Here is a 23,466-nt window from a genome sequence, read left to right on the forward strand (position 1 = left end):
ATCGATTTTGTCCGTGCTCGGGTTACCAGCGCTTGAAGCCCTTGATGTTTAAGGGCTCGGCACGGCATGGGAGCCTTTTTAGCACAGTCGCAAGGTTCAATCTATCGGCCGACCGGCAAGGTGGTTTTTCCTTGACCGGGAACAAGCCGGGCGCCACTCTGACGCCACTTTTTCACGTCATATCGGCCTTGCCGAATCGAGGATATTGCCCATGAGCGTTCGCGTCGGGATTGTCATGGACCCCATTGCCAGCATCTCCTATAAAAAGGATAGCTCGCTGGCCATGCTGCTTGCCGCCCAGGAGCGCGGCTGGACGCTGTTCTATATGGAGCAGCGCGACCTGTACCAGGCTGCCGGTGAAGCGCGGGCGCGGATGCGTCCGCTGAAAGTCTTCGCCAACCCGGAAAAATGGTTCGAACTGGAAGCCGAAACCGACAGTGCCCTGAGCGAGCTGGACGTGATCCTGATGCGCAAGGATCCGCCGTTCGACATGGAATTCGTCTACTCCACTTACCTGCTGGAACAGGCCGAGCGCGCCGGCGTGCTGGTGGTGAACAAGCCGCAGAGTCTGCGCGACTGCAACGAAAAGCTGTTCGCCACGCTGTTCCCGCAGTGCACACCGCCGACCGTGGTCAGTCGTCGCCCGGATATCCTGCGTGAGTTTGCTGACCACCACGGTGACGTGATTCTCAAGCCGCTGGACGGCATGGGCGGCGCCTCGATTTTCCGGCACACCGCAGGTCACCCGAACCTCTCGGTGATTCTGGAAACCCTGACCCTGCACGGCAAGCAACAAATCATGGCTCAAGGCTACCTGCCCGCGATCAAGGACGGCGACAAACGCATCCTGATGATCGATGGCGAGCCGGTTCCCTACTGCCTGGCACGAATTCCGGCAGCCGGCGAAACCCGTGGCAACCTCGCCGCGGGTGGCCGTGGCGAAGCGCGACCGCTGACGGAGAAGGATCGCTGGATCGCCGCTCAGGTCGGCCCGACCTTGCGTGAAAAGGGCTTGCTATTCGTCGGCCTCGACGTGATTGGCGAACACCTGACGGAAATCAACGTCACCAGCCCGACCTGCATTCGCGAGATCGATAACGCCTATGGCACCAACATCGGCGCAATGCTGATGGATGCCATCGATCTGAAGCTCAAGGCCAAGTGACGTAGAACAAACAAGCGAGAACCAACATTGCGTTATCATGCGCCGCCTGTGAAACGCGCGATGTTGGTTTTGTTGACATGACACTCCCCGCCGATCTACCCCCCGAACTCTCCCACAGTGGCGTACGCCCGGCCGATCGTCTCGGATTTACCCTGTTTCTCGCGGCGCTGATTCACCTGGCGCTGATCCTGGGCGTGGGTTTTACCTTCGTCAAACCCCAGCAGATCAGCAAAACCCTGGAAATCACGCTCGCCACCTTCAAAAGCGAAACCAAGCCAAAAAAGGCCGACTTCCTCGCCCAGGACAACCAGCAAGGCAGCGGCACCCTGGACAAAAAGGCGATCCCGAAAACCACCGAAGTTGCGCCGTTCCAGGACAATGAGGTGAAAAAGGTCACGCCACCGCCCACGGTGCAACCCGAGGTCACGGAGGCCGCACCGAAAGCGGCCGTCGCCACCATCGCGCCGAAGCCGAAGAAGACCGTCACCAAGCGCGAAGAGGTCAAGACCGAACCCAAGCCCAAGGCCGTCGTCGCACCGACGTTCGACAGCTCGCAACTCTCCAGCGAGATCTCCAGCCTGGAAGCCGAACTGGCCAATGAACAGCAGCTGTATGCCAAGCGCCCCCGCATCCATCGCCTGAGCGCCGCGTCGACTATGCGCGACAAGGGCGCCTGGTATAAGGACGAATGGCGCAAGAAGGTCGAGCGCATCGGGAACCTGAATTATCCCGACGAGGCCCGGCGCCAGCAGATCTATGGCAATTTGCGACTGATGGTCTCGATCAACCACGACGGCTCGCTGTATGAGGTGTTGGTGCTTGAGTCGTCGGGGCAGCCGCTGCTGGATCAGGCGGCGCAACGGATCGTCCGCCTTGCCGCGCCTTTTGCACCGTTCACCGGCGACTTGTCGGATATCGATCGACTGGAAATCATCCGCACCTGGAAGTTTGCCCGTGGGGACAGGTTGTCGAGTAATTGATCACCGCAGAACACCTGTGGGAGCGGGCTTGCTCGCGATGGCATCTACTCGGTTACCCAGATAAACCGCGGCGCCTGCATCGCGAGCAAGCCCGCTCCCACATTTGATCTGAGTCGCGAGCGGCCATTCGGGCTATTTCCAACGCATCACCAGCTTGTCAGGTCGCCCCGCCAACGCCACACTAGCGCATATGAAGAACGTCAGCCCCAGCTACCTCAAGCATCACTTCCTGATCGCCATGCCACATATGGCCGACCCGAACTTTGCGCATACCTTGACCTACATCGTCGAGCACACTGCCAATGGTGCCATGGGGTTGGTGGTCAATCGTCCACAGGACCTGAACCTGGCGGACATCCTCGAACAATTGCGCCCCGATATCGAGCCGCCACCGCTTTGCCAGCATGTGCCGATCTTTACCGGTGGTCCGGTACAGACCGACCGTGGGTTTGTCTTGCACCCCAGCGGTCCGAGCTATCAGGCAACGGTCGAACTCGATGGCCTGGCGCTGTCGACCTCCCAGGATGTGCTGTTCGCCATCGCTGACGGTGTTGGCCCGCCTAGAAGCCTGATTGCCCTCGGCTACGCCGGCTGGGAAGCCGGGCAACTGGAAGCGGAACTTGCCGATAATGCCTGGCTGACCTGCCCGTTCGATGCCGACATTCTGTTCAACACCAGCAGCGAACTGCGCCTTGAAGCCGCCGCCAAACGTCTGGGCATCAACCTGAGCCTGCTGACCAGCCAGGCGGGACACGCCTGATGGCCTTACGCTTACTACTGGGTTTTGACTTCGGCACCAAACAGATCGGCGTCGCCGTCGGCCAGGTGATTACCGGCCAGGCCCGCGAGCTTTGCACCCTGAAAGCACAGAATGGTATTCCCGACTGGAATCAGGTCGAAGCGCTGATCAAAGAGTGGAAGCCCGACGCCGTGGTGGTTGGCCTGCCACTGAACATGGACGGCACGCCCAGCGACATGTGCGCACGCGCCGAGAAGTTCGCTCGACGGTTGAATGGCCGCTACAACCTGCCCTTTTATACCCACGATGAACGCCTGACCACCTTCGAGGCCAAGGGCGAACGCCTGGCCCGTGGCGGCCAGAAGGGCAGCTACCGCGACAATCCGGTCGATGCCATCGCCGCAGCCTTGCTGCTGCAAGGCTGGCTCGACGAGAACGCAGCGCTGTTCGAATCCTGACAAACCGAATCCTGAAGATGTGTGGCTGTCATCAGCTGCGCGCCTACTGGCTACACCTGAACCTCGTTACAACCCGAGCCTCATTGCGCAGAACCCGGCTCGGGCCCATGAAGGAGCAACCATGAGCCTGCCCAATCCCGTCGAACTGATCAGCCAGATGGCCGTCGATCTCAAGGCCCATCTGGCCCATCGCGCCATCAGCGAACCGCGCTACATCGGCATCCGCACCGGTGGCATCTGGGTTGCCCAAGCCTTGCTGGAAGCCCTGGGTAGCGATTCGCCACTGGGCACGCTGGACGTCTCTTTCTACCGCGACGACTTCAGCCAAAGTGGACTGCACCCACAAGTACGCCCTTCAGAGTTGCCGTTTGAGATCGAAGGTCAGCATCTGGTGTTGATCGACGATGTACTGATGAGCGGTCGGACCATCCGCGCGGCGCTCAACGAACTCTTCGATTACGGCCGCCCAGCCAGTGTGACGCTGGTTTGCCTGCTGGACTTGAACGCTGCCGAACTGCCGATCCGGCCGAATGTGCTCGGTGCCACGCTGTCGCTGGCCGCCAATGAGCGGGTAAAACTGTCCGGCCCAGAGCTTGCGCTCGAACTCCAAGACCTTGCCCTTTAATTCGCCCTATTGAGAGTCCCCATTGCGATGACGCCTCCAGATACCAAGCGCCCGCTGCAGCTCAATGATCAGGGCCAGCTGCGCCACTTCCTCTCGCTCGATGGTCTGCGCCGCGAGCTGCTGACGGAAATCCTCGACACCGCCGACTCCTTCCTTGAAGTCGGCGCCCGGGCGGTGAAGAAAGTCCCGTTGCTGCGCGGCAAGACCGTATGCAACGTGTTCTTCGAGAACTCCACCCGCACCCGCACCACCTTCGAACTGGCCGCCCAGCGGTTGTCGGCAGATGTCATCACACTGAACGTGTCGACCTCTTCGGCAAGCAAAGGCGAAACCCTGCTCGACACCCTGCGCAACCTGGAAGCCATGGCCGCCGACATGTTCGTCGTGCGCCACGGCGACTCCGGTGCCGCGCACTTCATCGCCGAACATGTCTGCCCGCAAGTGGCGATCATCAACGGCGGCGACGGCCGCCACGCGCACCCGACCCAAGGCATGCTCGACATGCTGACCATCCGTCGGCACAAGGGCGGCTTCGAAAATCTCTCGGTGGCCATTGTCGGCGACATCCTGCACTCACGGGTTGCGCGCTCGAACATGCTGGCGCTGAAAACCCTCGGCTGCCCGGACATCCGCGTAATCGCGCCAAAAACACTGCTACCGATCGGCATCGAGCAGTACGGCGTGAAGGTCTACACCGACATGACCGAAGGCCTGAAGGACGTTGATGTGGTGATCATGCTGCGCCTGCAGCGCGAGCGCATGACCGGCGGCCTGCTACCGAGCGAGGGCGAGTTCTACCGCTTGTTCGGCCTGACCACCGCGCGCCTGGCCGGCGCCAAACCGGATGCCATCGTCATGCACCCGGGGCCGATCAACCGTGGGGTAGAGATTGAGTCGGCGGTGGCCGACGGTCCGCACTCAGTGATCCTTAACCAGGTGACCTACGGCATCGCGATACGTATGGCCGTGCTGTCCATGGCCATGAGCGGGCAAACTGCCCAGCGTCAATTCGAGCAGGAGAACGCCCAGTGAAGCTCAGCATCCTCGGCGCCCGCGTCATCGACCCAAGCAGTGGCCTGGATCACGTTACCGATATTCATGTTGAAGCCTGCAAGATCATCGCTCTTGGCGCTGCTCCGGCCGGTTTCGTCGCCGTCGACACCATCGACGCCAAAGGCCTGGTGGCCGCACCCGGCCTCGTTGACCTGAATGTCGCCCTGCGCGAACCGGGTTACAGCCGCAAAGGCTCGATTGCCAGCGAAACCCGTGCTGCCGCGGCCGGTGGCGTTACCAGCCTATGCTGCCCGCCCCGGACCAAACCGGTGCTGGACACCTCGGCGGTGGCCGAGTTGATCCTCGATCGTGCTCGCGAAGCCGGCAACTGCAAAGTCTTCCCGATCGGCGCATTGAGCAAAGGCCTGGAAGGCGAGCAGCTCGCAGAGCTCATTGCCTTGCGCGATGCCGGTTGTGTTGCGTTCGGCAACGGCCTGGACAGTTTCCGTAACACCCGTACCCTGTGCCGGGCGCTGGAATACGCCGCGACGTTCGATTTGACGGTGATTTTCCACTCCCAGGATCATGATCTGGCAGAAGGCGGCCTGGCCCATGAAGGCCCGACTGCAAGCTTCCTCGGTTTGCCGGGAATTCCGGAAACCGCCGAAACCGTGGCACTGGCCCGGGATCTGCTGTTGGTCGAGCAAAGCGGCGTGCGCGCGCACTTCAGCCAGCTGACCAGCGCTCGGGGCGTGGCCCTGATCGCTCAGGCCCAGGCTCGCGGGTTACCAGTAACGGCCGATGTGGCGCTGTATCAGCTGATTCTGACAGACGAAGCACTGATCGACTTCAACAGCCTGTATCACGTGCAACCACCGCTGCGCACCCGCGCCGACCGCGATGGCCTGCGCGAGGCCGTGAAGTCTGGCGTGGTTCAAGCTATTTCCAGCCATCACCAGCCCCATGAGCGCGACGCCAAGCTGGCGCCATTCGGTGCAACCGAGCCGGGCATCAGCAGTGTCGAACTGCTGCTGCCCTTGGCCATGACCTTGGTGGAAGACGGTTTGCTAGACCTGCCAACGCTATTGGCGCGGTTGAGTGCCGGCCCGGCCGACGCATTGCGCCTGCCGGCTGGCAAGCTCGCTGTAGGCGCGCCGGCCGACCTGGTGCTGTTCGACCCCGCCGCCTCGACGGTGGCCGGTGAGACCTGGTTGTCAAAGGGCGAGAACTGTCCGTTCATTGGCCATAGCTTGCCGGGCGTGGTGCGCTACACCTTGGTGGATGGCCGGATTAGCCACCAGGCGTAAGACCGCGTCGCCCCCATCGCGAGCAGGCTCGCTCCCACAAGGACCGCATCAATCCTGTGGGAGCAGCCGGTCGACGCTCGACTGCTCGCGATGACTTACTGGAAGGCGCCTCTGTTCTGCGCATTGCGGATCGAAATCTGATCATTCAGCGTCCAGAAGTCATACAGCACGCCGATCAGGAAGAAACCGCCGGTGACTAGATAGAGAAGTCCGCTGATCCACTTCCCCTGATACATCCGGTGCACGCCAAACACGCCGAGGAATGCCAGCAAGATCCAGGCGATGTTGTATTCGATCGGGCCTGCGGTGAATCGCAGATCAGCTTCACGGTCCATCCCCGGAATCAGGAACAGGTCGATCAGCCAGCCAATCCCGAGTAAACCGAAGGTCAAAAACCAGAGAGTTCCGGTCACCGGCTTGCCGTAATAGAAGCGATGGGCTCCGGTAAAACCGAAAATCCAGAGCAGGTAACCGATCACCTTACTGTGGGTGTCCTGCGGTGAAACATCCTGACGATAGGTGTTCATGGGTTCCCTCTTTCAACGCGATAGATAAATTTTTTCAGTAGTTCTGTGACTTTTTTGTGTCGAGCCGACGTGTGGCTCACGAGCCTTACACTCGGCGCAAAGCCTTGTAGCGCCTGACTTGAGTCAGACAATTGCGCCAATTTGCCGCACATTTGCCGAACTTGACCCCTAGGTTGAATCGACCAGCGGCCTCGAAAAGGACCAAAAAGCTGTTATAAAGTTGCGCGCTTACCTACATAGAGCCTTGCCTAATGCGTCCATTTTTCAAGACATGGCTAACCATTTGCCTATTAATGCCACTGGCCGCCCACGCCACCAATCGTGAGCAACGTCTTCCAAACGTTAATGGTTACACACCCAAGTCCCACGTTTCGCCGGTCACCACGAAAAACAAACATTCCGCAAAACACCCTACTCATCTGAGCAGCGCCAACACCGCACTGGTCCCGCAAATGGCGGCCAAGCAAAGCAGCAATGTGTTGAGCCGTGCCGTGAACGTGCTGGGTACTCCTTATCGTTGGGGCGGTAGCAGCCCAAGTAAAGGTTTCGATTGCAGCGGTCTGGTGAAATACGCGTTCACCGATGTCGACGCGGCCGATCTGCCACGCACCTCGAATGCCATGGCCAGCGGTCACGGACAGAAAGTCGATCGCAAGGACCTCAAGCCAGGCGATCTGATCTTCTTCAACATCAAGAGCCACAAGGTCAACCACGTTGCCATCTATCTGGGCAATGACCGGTTCATCCATGCGCCACGTCGCGGCAAAGCGGTGTCCATCGATACGCTGAAGAAGCCGTACTGGGAAAGCCACTACGTCGTCGCCAAACGGGTTCTGCCGAAAGATCCGAACGCCATGCGGATTGTTCAGCGTTGATTTGACTATGGCGAGGGAGCAAGCTCCCTCGCCACACAGCCCCTCACTCCCCCTCAAAAACTATCCGGCATCCTGGCCTTCTCACGGGCGTGCTCGCGGCTGATCAAGCCCTTGGCCACCAGGTCCTTGAGGCACATGTCCAGGGTTTGCATCCCCACCATGCCACCGGTCTGAATCGACGAGTACATCTGCGCGACCTTGTCTTCGCGAATCAAATTCCGGATTGCCGACGTACCAATCATGATTTCGTGTGCCGCGATTCTGCCGCCGCCGACTTTTTTGATCAGACTCTGAGAAATCACTGCCTGCAAAGACTCGGAAAGCATCGAACGGACCATCGACTTCTCATCAGCCGGAAACACGTCCACTACCCTGTCGATGGTTTTCGCCGCAGAAGTGGTATGCAACGTGCCGAACACCAGGTGTCCGGTCTCTGCAGCCGTCAGCGCCAGGCGGATGGTCTCCAGGTCGCGCATTTCCCCCACCAGGATCACGTCTGGGTCTTCGCGCAAGGCCGAGCGCAGGGCAGAGGAGAAACTTCGGGTATCGCGATGCACTTCACGCTGATTGATGAGGCACTTCTTCGATTCGTGGACGAACTCGATGGGGTCTTCGATGGTGAGGATATGGTGATGCCGATGGTTGTTCAGGTAATCGATCATCGCCGCCAGGGTGGTCGACTTGCCTGAGCCGGTTGGTCCGGTGACCAACACCAGCCCACGGGGCACGTCGGTAATCTTGCGAAACACTTCACCCATACCCAGATCGTCCAGGCTCAGGATTCTCGACGGGATAGTCCGGAACACCGCACCAACGCCCCGACTCTGGTTGAACGCGTTGACCCGAAAGCGCGCCACACGAGGTACTTCGAACGAAAAGTCGAGTTCCAGAAGCGCCTCGAAATCCGCCCGTTGCTTGTCGTTCATGATGCCGTAGATCAGTTCATGAACCTGCTTGTGATCCAGCGCTGGCAAGTTGATCCGCCGTACATCACCGTCAACGCGAATCATCGGTGGCAAACCTGCGGAAAGGTGCAAGTCGGACGCACCCTGTTTGGCGCTGAAGGCCAGCAGTTCAGTGATATCCATAGCGCTCCCCAATTCCAGTAGAATGCCGCGAACCTCAGACCCGCTGGCGCACATTGAATGTCCACGATAGCAGACAACATAGCCCTGGTTCAGACACGGATCCACGCGGCAGCGCTCGCCGCGCAGCGTGACGAAAACAGCGTCCACCTGATGGCCGTGAGCAAAACCAAGCCCGCCGAGGCACTGCGCGAGGCTTACGCCGCCGGGATCCGCGACTTCGGCGAGAACTATCTGCAGGAAGCCTTGGGCAAACAGCTCGAATTGGCCGACCTGCCCTTGAGTTGGCACTTTATTGGCCCCATTCAGTCGAACAAGACTCGCGCTATCGCCGAGAACTTCGCTTGGGTGCATTCAGTGGATCGTTTGAAAATCGCACAACGCCTCTCCGAACAACGCCCTGCCGAACTGCCACCGCTGAATATCTGCATTCAGGTCAATGTCAGTGGCGAAGCCAGCAAATCCGGCTGCACTCCAATCGATTTACCCGCCCTGGCCAGCGCCATCAGCGCTTTGCCGCGCCTGAAACTGCGCGGGTTGATGGCGATCCCCGAGCCGACTGAAGATCGTGCCGCCCAGGACGCTGCTTTTGCTGCCGTACAAACCTTGCAAGCCAGCCTGAATCTGCCACTCGACACACTTTCCATGGGCATGAGCCACGATCTCGAATCGGCCATCGCCCAAGGCGCCACCTGGGTACGAATAGGTACCGCATTGTTTGGTGCCCGCGATTACCGCCAGCCCTGAACGTGGCTGACTCACCTCTCTATAAGGACCTCTCATGAGCAAGACTCGTATTGCCTTTATCGGTGCCGGCAACATGGCCGCCAGTCTGATCGGCGGCCTGCGCGCCAAGGGACTGGAAGCGGCGCAGATCTGCGCCAGTGACCCGGGTGCCGAAACCCGGGCCAAGGTCCATGCCGAACACGGCATCGAACTGTTCGCCGACAACGCCCAAGCCATTGAAGGCGCCGACGTCGTCGTACTGGCGGTCAAACCCCAGGCGATGAAGGCCGTTTGCCAAGCCCTGCGCCCAAGTCTCAAATCGAACCAACTGGTGGTGTCCATCGCCGCCGGCATCACCTGCGCCAGCATGAACAACTGGCTCGGCGCTCAGCCAATCGTGCGTTGCATGCCCAACACCCCGGCGCTGCTGCGTCAGGGCGTGAGCGGTTTGTACGCCACGGCTGAAGTCACCGCCGAGCAGCGTCAGCAAGCCGAAGACCTGCTCTCGGCGGTCGGCATCGCCCTGTGGCTGGATCAGGAACAGCAACTGGACGCCGTCACCGCCGTCTCCGGCAGTGGCCCGGCGTACTTCTTCCTGCTGATCGAAGCCATGACCGCCGCCGGCGAGAAGCTCGGCCTGCCACGGGAAACCGCCGCACAACTGACCCTGCAAACCGCCCTGGGCGCAGCGCACATGGCCGTCGCCAGCGATGTCGACGCTGCTGAGCTGCGTCGCCGCGTGACCTCTCCTGCAGGCACGACCGAAGCGGCCATCAAGTCGTTCCAGGCGGGTGGTTTCGAAGCCCTGGTAGAAAAAGCACTTGGCGCCGCTGCGCATCGCTCGGCCGAGATGGCCGAACAACTGGGTCAATAAGGAGCTATTCATGATTGGATTGAACACTGCAGCGGTTTACGTGCTGCAAACCCTCGGCAGTTTGTATCTGCTGATCGTGCTGTTGCGCTTTGTGCTGCAACTGGTGCGGGCGAATTTCTATAACCCGCTCTGCCAGTTCGCGGTGAAAGCGACCCAACCTCTGCTCAAGCCGCTGCGCCGGATCATTCCGAGCATGTTCGGCCTGGACATGTCTTCGCTGGTACTGGCGATCCTCGTACAGCTGGCCTTGATGGCCCTGACCCTGCTGCTGACCTACGGCACCACCGGCAATCCGCTGCAACTGCTGGTCTGGTCGCTGATCGGCGTGACTGCGCTGTTCCTGAAGATCTTCTTCTTCGCTCTGATCATCAGCGTGATCCTCTCCTGGGTCGCTCCGGGCAGCCATAACCCTGGCGCCGAACTGGTCAATCAAATCTGCGAACCGGCTCTGGCACCCTTCCGCAAGATCCTGCCAAACCTCGGCGGTCTGGATATTTCGCCAATCCTGGCGTTCATGGTGCTCAAGCTGCTGGACATGCTGGTGATCAACAACCTTGCCGCTATGACCATGATGCCGGAAATCCTGCGCCTGCTGATCTAATGAGCTATTTCCGCTGGGACGGTGACGACCTGATCCTGGAGTGTCACCTGCAACCTGCGGCCCGCAGCGACGAGTTCGCGGGGCTGCACGGTGAGCGCCTGAAGATCCGCCTCACCGCGCCGCCAGTGGAGGGCAAGGCCAACGCCTACCTGATGGCGTTTCTGGCCAAGGCGTTTGGGGTTTCCAAGAGCCAGGTGAGTCTGATCAGCGGTGAACTGAATCGGCAAAAACGGGTTCGGGTGAACTCGCCGAAGAAGCTGCCGGACTTGCCGGGGCTGGTGCGACAGTCTGAATAACCGCGTCATCTTCTTCGCGGGCAAGCCCGCTCCCACAAGGTCCGCACACAACCTGTGGGAGCGGGCTTGCCCGCGAATGAAGCGACTCGATTTACCGGAAAAAAAACTTCACCCCAATCTCAGCGAAATCACCTCCGACCTTCGCTTGCCGCTAGGGGCAGCGGTCTTTAGACTTACGCCTCATTTAAGCGAGAGCAGGGTCGATGTCCACTGTCTTTCCCCACGATTCTGTTGGTCTGGTGACGCCGCAAATGGCGCACTTCAGCGAGCCCCTGGCCCTTGCCTGCGGTCGCTCCCTGCCTGCCTACGATCTGATCTACGAAACCTATGGCGAGCTGAACGCCACGGCCAGCAACGCCGTGCTGATCTGTCACGCCCTGTCCGGCCACCATCATGCGGCGGGCTTTCACAGTCCCGATGACCGCAAACCCGGTTGGTGGGACAGCTGCATCGGCCCCGGCAAACCGATTGATACCCGTAAGTTCTTCGTCGTCAGCCTGAACAACCTCGGCGGCTGCAACGGTTCCACCGGCCCGAGCAGCATCAACCCGGAAAGCGGCAAGCCATTTGGCGCCGACTTCCCGGTACTGACCGTGGAAGACTGGGTCCACAGCCAGGCGCGCCTTGCCGACTTGCTGGGCATCAGTCAGTGGGCCGCGGTGATCGGTGGCAGCCTGGGCGGCATGCAGGCCTTGCAGTGGAGCATCAGCTACCCCGAGCGCATTCGTCACTGCCTGGCGATTGCCTCGGCGCCCAAACTGTCGGCGCAGAACATCGCCTTCAACGAAGTGGCCCGTCAGGCGATCCTGACCGACCCCGAGTTCCATGGCGGTTCGTTCCAGGAACAGGGCGTGATCCCCAAGCGTGGGCTGATGCTGGCACGAATGGTCGGGCACATCACCTACCTGTCGGATGACTCCATGGGCGAGAAATTCGGCCGTGGTCTGAAGAGCGAAAAGCTCAACTACGACTTCCACAGCGTCGAGTTCCAGGTCGAAAGTTACCTGCGCTATCAGGGCGAAGAGTTTTCCGGACGTTTCGACGCCAACACTTACCTGCTGATGACCAAAGCGCTGGACTACTTCGATCCGGCGGCGAACTTCGACGATAACCTGGCGAAAACCTTCGCTGGCGCCAAGGCAAAATTCTGCGTGATGTCGTTCACCACCGACTGGCGCTTCTCTCCGGCCCGCTCGCGGGAACTGGTGGACGCACTGATGGCGGCCAAGAAGGACGTTTGCTACCTGGAGATCGATGCTCCGCAAGGCCACGACGCCTTCCTGATCCCGATCCCGCGCTACTTGCAGGCCTTCAGCAATTACATGAATCGAATTTCGCTTTGAGGACGCCATGAGAGCCGATCTGGAAATCATCCAAGAATGGATCCCCGCCGGCAGCCGCGTGCTCGATCTCGGCTGCGGTGATGGCGAACTGCTGACCTGGCTGCGGGACCACAAGCAAGTCACCGGCTATGGCCTGGAAAACGACCCGGACAACATCGCCGAGTGCGTCGCCAAAGGCATCAACGTCATCGAACAGGATCTCGACAAAGGACTGGGCAACTTCGCCAGCAATAGTTTCGATGTCGTCGTAATGACTCAGGCCCTGCAGGCCGTGCACTACCCCGACCGGATCCTCGACGAAATGCTGCGTGTCGGCCGTCAGTGCATCATCACCTTCCCCAATTTCGGTCACTGGCGCTGCCGCTGGTACCTGGCCAGCAAAGGCCGGATGCCTGTTTCGGACTTCCTGCCTTACACCTGGTACAACACGCCGAACATCCACTTCTGCACCTTCGCAGACTTCGAAGCACTGTGCCGTGAGCGCGAAGCGCGCGTCATCGATCGGCTTGCCGTCGATCAACAACATCGACATGGGTGGGCCAGTAAGCTATGGCCTAATCTATTAGGTGAGATCGGCATCTACCACGTCAGCAGTCCGGGCCTTGCGGATCACAAGATCGCGGTATAACCACGTATTTCGAGGAGAACGATCATGGGTCGTCTAGCTCTATTTCTGCTCACCGCCTGCTTGAGCGTTACGGCCATGGCGGCCGATGAAATCAAAAGCGAACGCAAGGAAGTGTTTGGTGATGTTACCGTGCATTACAACACCTTCAACTCCACGTACCTGCAGCCGGACATTGCCAAAGCCGCCGAGCTGACCCGCAGCAAGAATCAGGGCGTGATCAACGTGGCCGTGCTCAAGGCCGATAAACCGGCGATAGCCCAGGTCAGTGGTTCGGTGAAGGATCTGACCAGTAAGGTCGTCCCGCTGAAGTTCAAACAGATCACCGAACAAGGCGCGATCTACTACATTGCGCAATATCCTGTGGAACAGCAGGAAACACGAACTTTCACGATCAACGTTCAAACTGGCAGCGATACCAACAGCTTCAGTTTCAACCAAGAGCTTTTCCCGGGCGAATAATGAACTTCACGCAACTCGTACTGGCCAGCCATAACGCCGGCAAACTCAAAGAACTCCAGGCAATGCTCGGCGAGTCGGTGCACTTACGCTCGATCGGCGAGTTCAGCAGCGTCGAACCGGAAGAAACCGGTCTGTCGTTCGTCGAAAACGCCATTCTCAAGGCCCGCAATGCTGCGCGCATTTCTGGTCTGCCTGCTTTGGCCGACGATTCAGGGCTGGCGGTGGACTTTCTCGGCGGCGCACCTGGCATCTACTCGGCGCGCTATGCCGACGGCCAAGGTGATGCGGCCAACAATGCCAAACTGCTGGACGTCTTGAAGGATGTGCCTGAGGCCGAACGCGGCGCGCAGTTCGTTTGCGTGCTGGCACTGGTTCGACACGCCGATGACCCGCTGCCGATTCTCTGCGAAGGGCTGTGGCACGGCCGCATCCTGACCCAAGCCAGCGGCGCACACGGTTTTGGCTACGACCCACTGTTCTGGGTCCCCGAGCGCGATTGCTCCAGCGCCGAACTGAGCCCGAGCGAAAAGAACCTCATCAGCCACCGCGCCCGTGCAATGGATCTGCTGCGCCAGCGTCTGGGCCTGAAATGACCCTGCAATCCCCTGCGCAGCCGCTGATTTTCGGCGGTTCGCAAACGCCCCGCGCGGCCCTGCCCCAACTGCCGCCCCTGGCGCTGTACATCCACATCCCGTGGTGTGTGCGCAAATGCCCTTATTGCGACTTCAACTCCCACACCGCCAGCCCGGTGCTGCCCGAGGAGGAATACGTCGACGCGCTGCTGGCCGACCTCGATCAGGACCTGCATGCGGTCTATGGCCGTGAGCTGAGCTCGATCTTCTTCGGCGGCGGCACGCCCAGCCTGTTCAGCGCAGAAGCCTTGGGCCGCTTGCTCAAAGGTGTGGAACAACGCATACCGTTCGCCAGCGACATCGAAATCACCCTGGAAGCCAATCCGGGAACATTCGAGCAGGAAAAGTTTGTCGCTTACCGCGCGCTGGGCATCAATCGCTTGTCGATCGGTATCCAGAGCTTCCAGGAAGAGAAACTCAAGGCGCTGGGCCGGATCCACAACGGCGACGAAGCCGTACGTGCCGCCGGCATGGCCCGTCAGGCGGGTTTCGACAACTTCAACCTGGACCTGATGCACGGCTTGCCCGATCAGTCCCTGGACGACGCCCTGAGCGACCTGCGCCAGGCCATCGCCCTGAAGCCGACCCATCTGTCTTGGTATCAGCTGACCCTGGAACCGAACACGGTGTTCTGGAACCAGCCCCCGACCCTGCCTGAAGACGACACTCTGTGGGACATTCAGGAAGCCGGTCAGGCGCTGTTGGCCGAGCACGGTTACGCCCAGTACGAAGTGTCGGCCTATGCCCAACCTGGCAGACCCGCACGGCACAACCTCAATTACTGGAGCTTTGGCGACTTCATCGGCATCGGCGCGGGCGCCCACGGCAAGCTCAGCCATCCAGACGGGCGAATCGTCCGTACCTGGAAAACCCGGCTGCCCAAGGACTACCTCAACCCAGCCAAAAGCTTTCAGGCCGGTGAGAAAGCCCTGACCAATGAAGAGTTGCCGTTCGAGTTCCTGATGAATGCCTTGCGCCTGACTGAAGGTGTCGAGGCGCGGCTGTATCCAGAGCGCACCGGTCTGACGCTGGAAAGCCTTGCCGAAGGCCGTCGTGAGGCCGAACAAAGTGGCCTGTTGCAGGTCGAACCGTCACGTCTGGCGGCAACTGAGCGCGGACAGTTGTTCCTCAATGACTTGCTGCAGAATTTTCTGACATAAGGAAATCGAATGGATTTGGTACTCGATCTGCTTGCCACCGTGTCCCGCTGGAGCCGCAGTAACCTATCGGAAATCGCTCTGGCGCTTGTCGGCTGCCTGCTGGTGCTGTTCGGCGCGGACATCAAAGGTTGGGTCGAACAACGCCTGGGCGGCATCGCCGGCGCCTTGCGCGTCCCGCTGATGGCCCTGCTGTGCTTGATCGGCAGCGGCCTGGCATTGATCTACGCAACGCCGTGGATCATCAAAGGCTTGAGCCAGTTCAACAACTACAGCCTGGCGCCAGTGTTGGTGGTGGTGTTGGTATTGATCGGGGTGGTTGCGGACCGCCGCTGACCTCAAACACACCACAAAACAAATGTGGGAGCAGCCGGTCGACGCTCCCACATTGGATTGCGTTATAGCTTAAGCCAGCTTCTCGAACTTCAAATCCCAAACCCCATGCCCCAGGCGTTCGCCACGGCGCTCGAACTTGGTGATCGGGCGTTCGGTCGGGCGCGGCACGCAGCGGCCGTCTTCGGCGAGGTTGCGGTAGCCTGGCGCAACGTCCATGACTTCCAGCATGTACTCGGCATAGGGTTCCCAATCGGTGGCCATATGCAGCACGCCGCCCACTTTCAACTTGCTGCGAACCAGCTCAGCGAAGGACGCCTGAACGATACGGCGCTTGTGGTGACGACTCTTGTGCCAAGGATCCGGGAAGAACAGCAGCAGGCGATCGAGGCTGTTATCCGCAATACAACGATTGAGCACTTCGATCGCGTCGCAATCGTAAACCCGCAAGTTGGTCAGGCCCTGAGTCAGCACGCCATTGAGCAGCGCGCCAACACCCGGCCGGTGCACTTCAACGCCGATGAAATCCTGCTCAGGCGAAGCCGCCGCCATTTCCAGCAGCGAATGCCCCATGCCAAAACCGATTTCCAGGGTGCGCGGTGCAGAACGGCCGAACACCTGGTCGAAGTCCACTGGCGCCTCGGCCAGCGGCAGAACGAACAGCGGCGTACCTTGCTCCAGACCTTTCTGCTGGCCTTCGGTCATACGCCCGGCGCGCATCACGAAACTCTTGATGCGGCGGTGTTGGCGTTCGTCGCCTTCTGCAGGCGCGATAGGCGTGTCGTTTGATTCAGTCATCAATGGCTCTTACTTGATCAGACCATCCAGCGGCGAGGAGGCGCTGGCATAAAGTTTTTTCGGCATACGACCGGCGAGATAAGCCAGACGACCTGCAACAATGGCGTGCTTCATGGCTTCAGCCATCATGATCGGCTGTTGCGCGTTGGCAATAGCCGAGTTCATCAGCACGGCCTCGCAACCCAGCTCCATGGCGATGGTCGCGTCGGAAGCGGTACCGACACCGGCATCCACCAGCACCGGAATATTGGCTTCTTCGAGGATGATCCGCAGGTTGTACGGGTTGCAGATCCCCAGACCCGTACCAATCAGGCCGGCCAGCGGCATCACGGCGATGCAACCGATTTGCTCCAGTTGCCGGGCAATGATCGGGTCATCGCTGGTGTAGACCATTACGTCGAAACCATCTTTGACCAGTATTTCGGCGGCCTTGAGGGTTTCGATCACATTAGGGAACAGGGTTTTCTGATCAGCGAGGACTTCCAGCTTGACCAGGTTGTGACCATCCAGCAGTTCACGGGCCAGACGGCAGGTGCGCACAGCTTCGATCGCGTCGTAGCAACCGGCAGTGTTCGGCAGGATGGTGTAACGATCCGGCGGCAGGATATCGAGCAGGTTCGGTTCACCCGGATTCTGGCCGATGTTGGTCCGGCGCACGGCAACGGTGACGATTTGCGCGCCTGAGGCTTCAATGGCCAGGCGGGTTTCTTCCATGTCACGGTACTTGCCGGTGCCTACCAGCAAACGCGACTGGTAAGTACGACCGGCCAGGACGAAGGGCTTATCGCTACGAACGTTGCTCATGGGAAATCCTCTGATGGGGTGAGGTTCTTGCAGGTTCTTGTAGATAGTTTTGGTGCGCGATGACCAAGAGGCCTAGCCGCCGCCGATGGCGTGTACCACTTCGACCTGATCGCCTTCACTCAGGGAAGTCTCGGCGTGCTGACTGCGCGGGACGATATCCAGATTGAGTTCGACCGCCACCCGGCGTCCAGTCAGATCCAGACGGGTCAGCAGGGCCGCAACGGTTTCGCCGTCGGGCAGTTCAAAGGATTCACCGTTCAACTGAATGCGCATGCCGGATGCCGTCATCATTTTTAGGGGCCAGCATTCTAGCCCGATCAGTCAGGCCGACCCAAGCCATTCGTCTCGAAATGGACTTCTCAGTCAGCTCAACCGCCAGGCGGCCAACCCCAGGCAGACCCAGCCGACCAGAAAGGCCAGACCGCCGAATGGGGTGACAATACCCAGTTTGCTGACACCGGTCAGGGTCAACAGGTACAGGCTACCGGAGAACAGCAAAATGCCGACGGCGAATGAAACACCCGCCCATGTCATCAATCGCCCGGGAATCTGTGTGGCCAGTAGCGCTACCACCAGTAATGCCAGGGTATGCACCAACTGATAGGTGACCCCTGTGTGAAAAATCGCCAGATATTCCGCGCTCAAGCGATTTTTCAGGCCATGGGCGGCAAACGCGCCGAGGGCAACACCGGTAAACCCAAAGAAGGCAGCCAGCATCAGAAAGCCACGCAGCATGAGGAACTCCAGTCAGAATCATTCAACAGGGTCTGTATAATGGCCGGCTCAACGGGTTCGGCCAAGCCATCTCTATGCTGCGTTTACTTTTTCGTCGTTTCACCAAAGCCCTGCTCTGGTTCGCTGTCGGCAGCGTTGTGCTGGTGCTGGTGTTTCGCTTCGTGCCGCCACCCGGGACGGCATTAATGGTCGAACGCAAAGTCGAATCCTGGTTCGACGGCGAGCCTATTGACCTGCAACGCAGCTGGCGGCCATGGAACGAGATTTCCGACGACCTGAAAGTTGCGGTGATTGCCGGTGAGGATCAGAAGTTCGCCGAGCATTGGGGTTTTGATTTCAGCGCGATTCAGGCGGCATTTGCCCATAACGAACGCGGCGGATCGATCCGAGGTGCCAGTACGCTAAGCCAGCAGGTGTCGAAGAATCTGTTTTTATGGTCCGGCCGCAGTTGGCTGCGCAAAGGACTCGAGGCCTGGTTTACCGGACTGATTGAAATCCTTTGGCCGAAACAACGGATTCTTGAGGTGTACCTCAACAGCGTGGAATGGGATGACGGCGTATTCGGCGCCGAAGCCGCCGCGCGCCATCACTTCGGAACCGGTGCAGCCTCGCTGTCGCGCCAGCAAGCCAGTTTGTTGGCGGCAGTCCTGCCTAACCCGCGAGTGTGGAGCGCCAGCCATCCGAGCAGCTATGTTGCACGCCGCGCTGGCTGGATTCGCCAGCAGATGGGTCAGTTGGGTGGGGACAGTTATCTGGCTGGGTTGAACGATTCGCGCAGAGCGCCTTGGGCGCAATAGCCGAGTGCTATCCTGTGAACACAGAAGATTCAGTGTGGGAACGGGCTTGCTCGCGATAGCGGACTGACAGTCACTTAATTGTCGACTGTTATGCCCTCATCGCGAGCAAGCCCGCTCCCACATTAGATCGGTGTCACCCCGCGTTAAGCGGCGATCGACAGTTTGAGCTTGTTCATCGCGCTCTTTTCAAGCTGACGAATACGCTCGGCTGACACGTTGTACTTCTGCGCCAGGTCATGCAGCGTGGCTTTCTCTTCTGCCAGCCAGCGCTGGTAGAGAATGTCGCGGCTGCGGTCGTCGAGCACTTCCAGCGCTTCATGCAGATTGCTGGTGGAATTGTCGGTCCAGTCGGCATCTTCCAGTTGACGCGCCGGATCGTACCGGTGGTCTTCCAGATAGTTGGCCGGCGACTGAAAGGCGCTGTCGTCGTCTGCTTCCGCAGCCGGGTCGAAGGCCATGTCATGGCCGGTCAGGCGACTTTCCATCTCGCGCACTTCGCGCGGCTCTACGCCGAGGCTTTCAGCCACACGATGGACTTCTTCGTTGTTCAGCCAGGCCAAACGCTTTTTCTGGCTACGCAGATTGAAGAACAGTTTGCGCTGAGCTTTAGTGGTCGCGACCTTGACGATGCGCCAGTTGCGCAGGATGAATTCGTGAATTTCAGCCTTGATCCAGTGCACGGCGAACGACACCAGACGCACACCCATTTCCGGGTTGAAGCGCTTTACCGCTTTCATCAGGCCGACGTTGCCTTCCTGGATCAGGTCAGCCTGAGCCAGGCCATAGCCGGAATAGCTGCGGGCAATATGTACAACAAAACGCAGGTGGGCGAGCACCATCTGCCGAGCCGCCCCCAAATCCTGCTCATAGTAGAGACTCTCGGCCAGTTCACGCTCCTGCTCCGGTGTCAGCAATGGAATGCTGTTCACCGTGTGCACATAAGCCTCCAGGTTTGCGCCTGGGACTAAAGCATATGCAGGTTGCAAAGAAGTGGTCATACGAAAAAACCTCCGACTCACATAACTCGTGCAGTTCAGCACTGCGAAAATTGACCGGGAACCGTAGGACAAGTTCCCTAGAAAGCTGAAAGGTCAATACAAGCAAAAAGACACTACTTCGGTGCAAGCTCCCGTAGGTGGCGTGCTACCGCAATCCATGCACCGATATACCCTAACAGCACCGCGCCAAGCAAGAGCGACAGACCATCGGCGGGTGGCACACCGGCCAGCGCAAAATCACTGCCGTACAAACCGGCCAGCCCGACAACCGCATCGTTCAGCCAGTCGAGGCCGAACGCCAATACACCCCAGGAAAAAATCCCTGCACCGAAGCCATAAAGCGCACCCATATATAGAAAGGGCCTACGCACATAGCTGTCAGTGCCGCCGACGAGTTTAATCACTTCTATCTCTGTGCGGCGGTTTTCAATATGAAGACGAATGGTATTGCCTATCACCAAAAGTAATGCAGAAACCAAAAGCACGGTCAGACCGAACACAAAACGGTCGCCCAGCTTGAGAATCGCTGCCAAACGCTCGACCCAGACTAGATCAAGTTGCGCCTGTTGCACCTTCGGCAGCTCGGAAAGTCTTTGTCTTAATGCTTCAAGGGTTGGCTTGTCGACTTCATTCGGAGTCACCAGAACCACGCCCGGCAATGGGTTCTGCGGCAGCTCTTTGAGCGCCTCGCCCAGCCCGGACTGCTTTTGAAACTCTTCCAGCGCCTGGTCACGGCTGATGTATTCGGCATCTGCCACACCCGGCAGGCCTTTGATCTGCTCGCGCAGTTGCTCGCCTTCGTTGGCGCTGGCATCGAGTTGCAGATACAGGGAAATCTGCGCCGCACGCTGCCAGGAGCCGCCGAGACGCTCGACGTTGTTCAGCAGCAGCGACAGGCCCATAGGCAAGCTGAGGGCAACCGCCATCACCAGACAGGTAAAGAAGCTACCAATCGGCTGTTTGCCCAGGCGACGCAGGCTGTCCAGCAGGCTGGCACGATGACTTTCGATCCAGGCACGCAGCAGCGTACTGAAATCCGGGCCGTCATCATCGTCGCGTTTTTTCTTCTGTGGTTGCGGGTCGGCGGCTTTCGGCGCCACGCGCTCGGAAACTTTTGGACTGCGTGTCGCACTCATTCCCCAGCCTCCCCGTCGCCGATCAGACGGCCGCGTTGCAGGGTCAGCATGCGGTGGCGCATACGGGCGATCAACGCCAAGTCGTGGCTGGCGATCAGCACGCTGGTGCCCAGCCGGTTGATGTCTTCAAATACACCCATGATTTCCGCCGCCAGACGCGGGTCGAGGTTACCGGTCGGTTCGTCCGCCAATAGCAGGGCCGGACGGTGAACGATGGCGCGGGCAATGCCGACGCGCTGTTGCTGACCAGTGGACAAGTCGCCCGGGTACAGATCGGTCTTGTCCGAAAGCGCCACTCGCTCCAGGGCCGAGTCCACGCGCTTGGCGATTTCAGCCTTGGACAGGCCAAGAATCTGCAACGGCAAGGCGATGTTGTTGAATACCGTGCGATCGAACAGCAACTGGTGGTTCTGGAACACCACGCCAATCTGCCGACGCAGGAAAGGAATCTGTGCGTTGCTGATCTGACCCAGATCCTGACCGGCGAGCAATAGTTTGCCGGTGGTCGGGCGCTCCATGGCCAGTAACAGCCGCAACAAGGTGCTTTTACCGGCACCGGAATGGCCGGTGACAAACAAGAATTCGCCCCGACGGACTCGAAAGCTCAGCTCATGCAAGCCGACGTGTCCGTTCGGATAGCGTTTACCGACCTGTTCGAAACGAATCATTAACGCTCCCGCTCGGCAAAAAGTGCCTGGACAAAGGGTTCAGCTTCAAAAGTACGCAGATCATCGATGCCTTCACCGACACCGATGTAGCGAATAGGCAGACCAAATTGCTTGGCCAGAGCGAAAATCACCCCGCCTTTGGCCGTGCCGTCGAGCTTAGTCAACGCCAGACCGGTCAGCTCGACCGTCTGATGGAATTGTTTGGCCTGGCTGATCGCGTTCTGACCCGTACCGGCGTCGAGCACCAGCAGCACTTCGTGCGGCGCATCGGCGTCGAGCTTACTAATGACCCGGCGAACCTTCTTCAGCTCTTCCATCAGGTTATCTTTGGTGTGCAGGCGACCAGCGGTGTCGGCGATCAACACATCAATACCACGGGCTTTGGCGGCCTGTACCGCATCGAAGATCACCGAAGCGGAATCGGCGCCCGTATGCTGGGCGATCACCGGAATCTTGTTGCGCTCGCCCCAGACCTGCAATTGCTCGACCGCAGCAGCACGGAAGGTATCACCCGCCGCGAGCATGACTTTTTTGCCTTCGAGTTGCAGTTTCTTCGCCAGTTTACCGATGGTCGTGGTTTTGCCGGCGCCGTTGACGCCGACCACCAGAATCACGAACGGCTTGTTCTGTGAGGTGATTTTCAGTGGCTGCTCGACGGGCTTGAGCATGTTCGCAAGCTCGGTCTGCAGGGACTTGTAGAGCGCATCGGCGTCGGCCAGCTGTTTACGTGCGACCTTCTGGGTCAGGCTCTGGATAATCACCGAAGTCGCTTCAACGCCAACATCGGCGGTCAGCAGACGGGTTTCGATGTCTTCCAGCAGTTCGTCATCGATCAGCTTCTTGCCGAGAAACAGGCTGGCCATGCCCTCGCCGATGCTGGCGCTGGTCTTGGACAGGCCTTGCTTGAGGCGGGCAAAGAAGCCGATTTTGCTTTCTTCACTGCTGGCGCGGGTCGGTTCGGCGACGACAGGCGATTCGATCGGTGCGGCAGTTACTGGCGCAACAGGTGCAGCAACAATCGGTGCTGCGACTGGCACAGGTGCTGGAGCCGGAACAGGGACAGAGACAGGTTCCGGAGCAACAAATGCGGCAATCACAACCTCTGGAACATCGGGCTCAACAACCAACTCAGCAATAACCGGCTCAACAACCGAAACCGGCTCGACAACCAGCAGCTCTACCGCTTGTTGAGCAGCTGTCGGTGCAGGAATCGCCGGTGTGACATGCGGCGCCAGCTCATTCTCGACCAGGCTCACAGGCTCTTCCGCCACCGGCAAGACCAGCCAGGGCTTGTGCTCAGCGTCCGGGGTCTTCGGCGTTTCTGCAACCGGCGCAGGTTCGGCTACTGACTGAAGGACAGGCTCGGCAATCGGCAACATCATCGGTGCCGGCGCTTGTACTACTGATGCAGCTTCTATTACCGGCTCAGGAACGGCCTCAGGAAGTTGCTGTGGTTGTTCGACGACGGTTTCCTGCGGCTTTTTGCGCAACCATCCGAACAGGCTTTTTTTCTCGCCAGCCGCAGCTGGGGTCTTCTTGTCGTCGTTGGAACCAAACATGGATGACGGCTATCTCAAAGTAGCGACGCGCCAATGTGGCGCCTCGGCAAATGAATATTCGATGCAGAACAGACTGCTTTTTACCCAGCTTGTTCACGCGCAACATTTTGTCGAGGAGCCTATCGGCACCTCAAAGGTCGACTAATACGAAGGACTGGAACGGCATCG

At 59.4% G+C, this 23,466-nt stretch carries 30 protein-coding genes; 20 read left to right on the forward strand and 10 right to left on the reverse strand.

The annotated features are described in order from the left end of the window. The first annotated feature begins 211 nt into the window (after nt 1–211). From gshB to ACN1C3_RS20485, 7 genes are all read left to right on the forward strand, one after another. Nucleotides 212–1,165, forward strand: a complete 954-nt coding sequence (gene gshB / locus ACN1C3_RS20455; RefSeq protein ID WP_419117579.1) for a glutathione synthase — start codon at nt 212–214, stop codon at nt 1,163–1,165. Between the two features lie 77 nt (nt 1,166–1,242). Further along, on the forward strand, nt 1,243–2,145 hold the full coding sequence (locus ACN1C3_RS20460; protein ID WP_419117580.1) for a TonB family protein: 903 nt from the start codon (nt 1,243–1,245) through the stop codon (nt 2,143–2,145). Nucleotides 2,146–2,335: 190 nt separating this feature from the next. Further along, the gene (locus ACN1C3_RS20465; protein ID WP_419117655.1) at nt 2,336–2,905 is read left to right on the forward strand and encodes a YqgE/AlgH family protein; all 570 of its coding nucleotides are present in this window, start codon (nt 2,336–2,338) and stop codon (nt 2,903–2,905) included. Next, nucleotides 2,905–3,342, forward strand: coding sequence for a Holliday junction resolvase RuvX (gene ruvX / locus ACN1C3_RS20470; RefSeq protein ID WP_419117581.1), 438 nt, complete (start codon nt 2,905–2,907; stop codon nt 3,340–3,342). The genes ACN1C3_RS20465 and ruvX overlap by 1 nt, the downstream gene beginning before the upstream one ends. 121 nt (nt 3,343–3,463) lie before the next feature. Continuing rightward, the gene (gene pyrR, locus ACN1C3_RS20475) at nt 3,464–3,967 is read left to right on the forward strand and encodes a bifunctional pyr operon transcriptional regulator/uracil phosphoribosyltransferase PyrR (RefSeq protein ID WP_419117582.1); all 504 of its coding nucleotides are present in this window, start codon (nt 3,464–3,466) and stop codon (nt 3,965–3,967) included. 27 nt (nt 3,968–3,994) lie between these two features. Then, a complete protein-coding gene (locus ACN1C3_RS20480) occupies nt 3,995–4,999 on the forward strand; it encodes an aspartate carbamoyltransferase catalytic subunit (RefSeq protein WP_419117583.1) in 1,005 nt (334 codons plus the stop codon). Then, the gene (locus ACN1C3_RS20485; RefSeq protein ID WP_419117584.1) at nt 4,996–6,267 is read left to right on the forward strand and encodes a dihydroorotase; all 1,272 of its coding nucleotides are present in this window, start codon (nt 4,996–4,998) and stop codon (nt 6,265–6,267) included. The genes ACN1C3_RS20480 and ACN1C3_RS20485 overlap by 4 nt, the downstream gene beginning before the upstream one ends. Before the next feature lie 95 nt (nt 6,268–6,362). Here ACN1C3_RS20485 and ACN1C3_RS20490 read toward each other — a convergent pair whose 3' ends face one another. Then, nucleotides 6,363–6,794 (reverse strand): NINE protein, encoded by a 432-nt coding sequence (locus ACN1C3_RS20490; RefSeq protein WP_419117585.1) that lies wholly within the window; start codon nt 6,792–6,794, stop codon nt 6,363–6,365. Between the two features lie 251 nt (nt 6,795–7,045). On the opposite strand from ACN1C3_RS20490, the gene ACN1C3_RS20495 reads away from it, so the two are divergent. Next, a complete protein-coding gene (locus tag ACN1C3_RS20495; RefSeq protein WP_419117586.1) occupies nt 7,046–7,669 on the forward strand; it encodes a C40 family peptidase in 624 nt (207 codons plus the stop codon). A 53-nt stretch (nt 7,670–7,722) separates the two neighbouring features. Here the strand turns inward: ACN1C3_RS20495 and ACN1C3_RS20500 are convergent, their stop codons facing one another. Next, the gene (locus tag ACN1C3_RS20500; protein ID WP_419117587.1) at nt 7,723–8,757 is read right to left on the reverse strand and encodes a type IV pilus twitching motility protein PilT; all 1,035 of its coding nucleotides are present in this window, start codon (nt 8,755–8,757) and stop codon (nt 7,723–7,725) included. A gap of 57 nt (nt 8,758–8,814) precedes the next feature. On the opposite strand from ACN1C3_RS20500, the gene ACN1C3_RS20505 reads away from it, so the two are divergent. From ACN1C3_RS20505 to ACN1C3_RS20550, 10 genes are all read left to right on the forward strand, one after another. Beyond that, nucleotides 8,815–9,501, forward strand: coding sequence for a YggS family pyridoxal phosphate-dependent enzyme (locus tag ACN1C3_RS20505; RefSeq protein ID WP_419117588.1), 687 nt, complete (start codon nt 8,815–8,817; stop codon nt 9,499–9,501). Between the two features lie 34 nt (nt 9,502–9,535). Further along, nucleotides 9,536–10,354 carry a pyrroline-5-carboxylate reductase gene (gene proC, locus ACN1C3_RS20510; RefSeq protein WP_419117589.1) on the forward strand — a complete coding sequence of 273 codons (819 nt, stop codon included), beginning with the start codon at nt 9,536–9,538 and terminating at the stop codon, nt 10,352–10,354. A gap of 10 nt (nt 10,355–10,364) precedes the next feature. Further along, a complete protein-coding gene (locus tag ACN1C3_RS20515; RefSeq protein ID WP_419117590.1) occupies nt 10,365–10,955 on the forward strand; it encodes a YggT family protein in 591 nt (196 codons plus the stop codon). Further along, the gene (locus tag ACN1C3_RS20520; protein WP_419117591.1) at nt 10,955–11,251 is read left to right on the forward strand and encodes a DUF167 domain-containing protein; all 297 of its coding nucleotides are present in this window, start codon (nt 10,955–10,957) and stop codon (nt 11,249–11,251) included. The genes ACN1C3_RS20515 and ACN1C3_RS20520 overlap by 1 nt, the downstream gene beginning before the upstream one ends. Nucleotides 11,252–11,454: 203 nt before the next feature. Beyond that, nucleotides 11,455–12,594, forward strand: a complete 1,140-nt coding sequence (gene metX / locus ACN1C3_RS20525) for a homoserine O-succinyltransferase MetX (protein WP_419117592.1) — start codon at nt 11,455–11,457, stop codon at nt 12,592–12,594. 7 nt (nt 12,595–12,601) lie between these two features. Beyond that, a complete protein-coding gene (gene metW / locus ACN1C3_RS20530) occupies nt 12,602–13,222 on the forward strand; it encodes a methionine biosynthesis protein MetW (protein ID WP_419117593.1) in 621 nt (206 codons plus the stop codon). A gap of 24 nt (nt 13,223–13,246) precedes the next feature. Further along, on the forward strand, nt 13,247–13,681 hold the full coding sequence (locus ACN1C3_RS20535) for a DUF4426 domain-containing protein (RefSeq protein WP_419117594.1): 435 nt from the start codon (nt 13,247–13,249) through the stop codon (nt 13,679–13,681). Beyond that, complete coding sequence (rdgB, locus tag ACN1C3_RS20540) at nt 13,681–14,274, forward strand: RdgB/HAM1 family non-canonical purine NTP pyrophosphatase (RefSeq protein WP_419117595.1); 594 nt, start codon at nt 13,681–13,683, stop codon at nt 14,272–14,274. Before ACN1C3_RS20535 ends, rdgB begins: the two co-directional genes overlap by 1 nt. After that, nucleotides 14,271–15,473 (forward strand): radical SAM family heme chaperone HemW, encoded by a 1,203-nt coding sequence (gene hemW / locus ACN1C3_RS20545; RefSeq protein WP_419117596.1) that lies wholly within the window; start codon nt 14,271–14,273, stop codon nt 15,471–15,473. Before rdgB ends, hemW begins: the two co-directional genes overlap by 4 nt. Before the next feature lie 9 nt (nt 15,474–15,482). Beyond that, complete coding sequence (locus tag ACN1C3_RS20550; RefSeq protein WP_419117597.1) at nt 15,483–15,806, forward strand: DUF3392 domain-containing protein; 324 nt, start codon at nt 15,483–15,485, stop codon at nt 15,804–15,806. 69 nt (nt 15,807–15,875) lie between these two features. Here ACN1C3_RS20550 and trmB read toward each other — a convergent pair whose 3' ends face one another. From trmB to ACN1C3_RS20570, 4 genes are all read right to left on the reverse strand, one after another. Beyond that, entirely contained in the window at nt 15,876–16,601 is a 726-nt protein-coding gene (gene trmB, locus ACN1C3_RS20555; protein ID WP_419117598.1) for a tRNA (guanosine(46)-N7)-methyltransferase TrmB, read from the reverse strand. Nucleotides 16,602–16,610: 9 nt separating this feature from the next. Continuing rightward, nucleotides 16,611–17,405, reverse strand: coding sequence for a thiazole synthase (locus ACN1C3_RS20560; protein WP_150642304.1), 795 nt, complete (start codon nt 17,403–17,405; stop codon nt 16,611–16,613). 72 nt (nt 17,406–17,477) lie between these two features. Further along, nucleotides 17,478–17,678, reverse strand: coding sequence for a sulfur carrier protein ThiS (thiS, locus tag ACN1C3_RS20565; protein ID WP_419117656.1), 201 nt, complete (start codon nt 17,676–17,678; stop codon nt 17,478–17,480). A 90-nt stretch (nt 17,679–17,768) separates the two neighbouring features. Then, nucleotides 17,769–18,140: a DUF423 domain-containing protein gene (locus ACN1C3_RS20570; protein WP_419117599.1), complete on the reverse strand. Its 372-nt coding sequence runs from the start codon at nt 18,138–18,140 to the stop codon at nt 17,769–17,771. A gap of 74 nt (nt 18,141–18,214) precedes the next feature. Here ACN1C3_RS20570 and mtgA point away from each other — a divergent pair, with 74 nt between their 5' ends. Continuing rightward, a complete protein-coding gene (gene mtgA, locus ACN1C3_RS20575) occupies nt 18,215–18,937 on the forward strand; it encodes a monofunctional biosynthetic peptidoglycan transglycosylase (RefSeq protein ID WP_419117600.1) in 723 nt (240 codons plus the stop codon). Nucleotides 18,938–19,080: 143 nt separating this feature from the next. Here the strand turns inward: mtgA and rpoH are convergent, their stop codons facing one another. The 4 genes from rpoH to ftsY all read right to left on the reverse strand — a co-directional run bounded on the left by rpoH (nt 19,081) and on the right by ftsY (nt 23,298). Continuing rightward, the gene (gene rpoH / locus ACN1C3_RS20580) at nt 19,081–19,935 is read right to left on the reverse strand and encodes an RNA polymerase sigma factor RpoH (RefSeq protein ID WP_123426423.1); all 855 of its coding nucleotides are present in this window, start codon (nt 19,933–19,935) and stop codon (nt 19,081–19,083) included. A 113-nt stretch (nt 19,936–20,048) separates the two neighbouring features. Continuing rightward, nucleotides 20,049–21,071: a permease-like cell division protein FtsX gene (gene ftsX, locus ACN1C3_RS20585; RefSeq protein ID WP_419117601.1), complete on the reverse strand. Its 1,023-nt coding sequence runs from the start codon at nt 21,069–21,071 to the stop codon at nt 20,049–20,051. Next, nucleotides 21,068–21,739: a cell division ATP-binding protein FtsE gene (gene ftsE, locus ACN1C3_RS20590; RefSeq protein WP_419117602.1), complete on the reverse strand. Its 672-nt coding sequence runs from the start codon at nt 21,737–21,739 to the stop codon at nt 21,068–21,070. The genes ftsX and ftsE overlap by 4 nt, the downstream gene beginning before the upstream one ends. Then, on the reverse strand, nt 21,739–23,298 hold the full coding sequence (gene ftsY / locus ACN1C3_RS20595; protein WP_419117603.1) for a signal recognition particle-docking protein FtsY: 1,560 nt from the start codon (nt 23,296–23,298) through the stop codon (nt 21,739–21,741). Before ftsY ends, ftsE begins: the two co-directional genes overlap by 1 nt. Between ftsY and ACN1C3_RS20600 the strand changes: the two genes are divergently transcribed. Further along, entirely contained in the window at nt 23,297–23,443 is a 147-nt protein-coding gene (locus ACN1C3_RS20600) for a hypothetical protein (RefSeq protein WP_419117604.1), read from the forward strand. The genes ftsY and ACN1C3_RS20600 overlap by 2 nt on opposite strands. Nucleotides 23,444–23,466: the final 23 nt, after the last annotated feature.

Origin of the sequence: Pseudomonas sp. H11T01 (assembly GCF_048515765.1) — a bacterium.
GTDB lineage: Bacteria > Pseudomonadota > Gammaproteobacteria > Pseudomonadales > Pseudomonadaceae > Aquipseudomonas.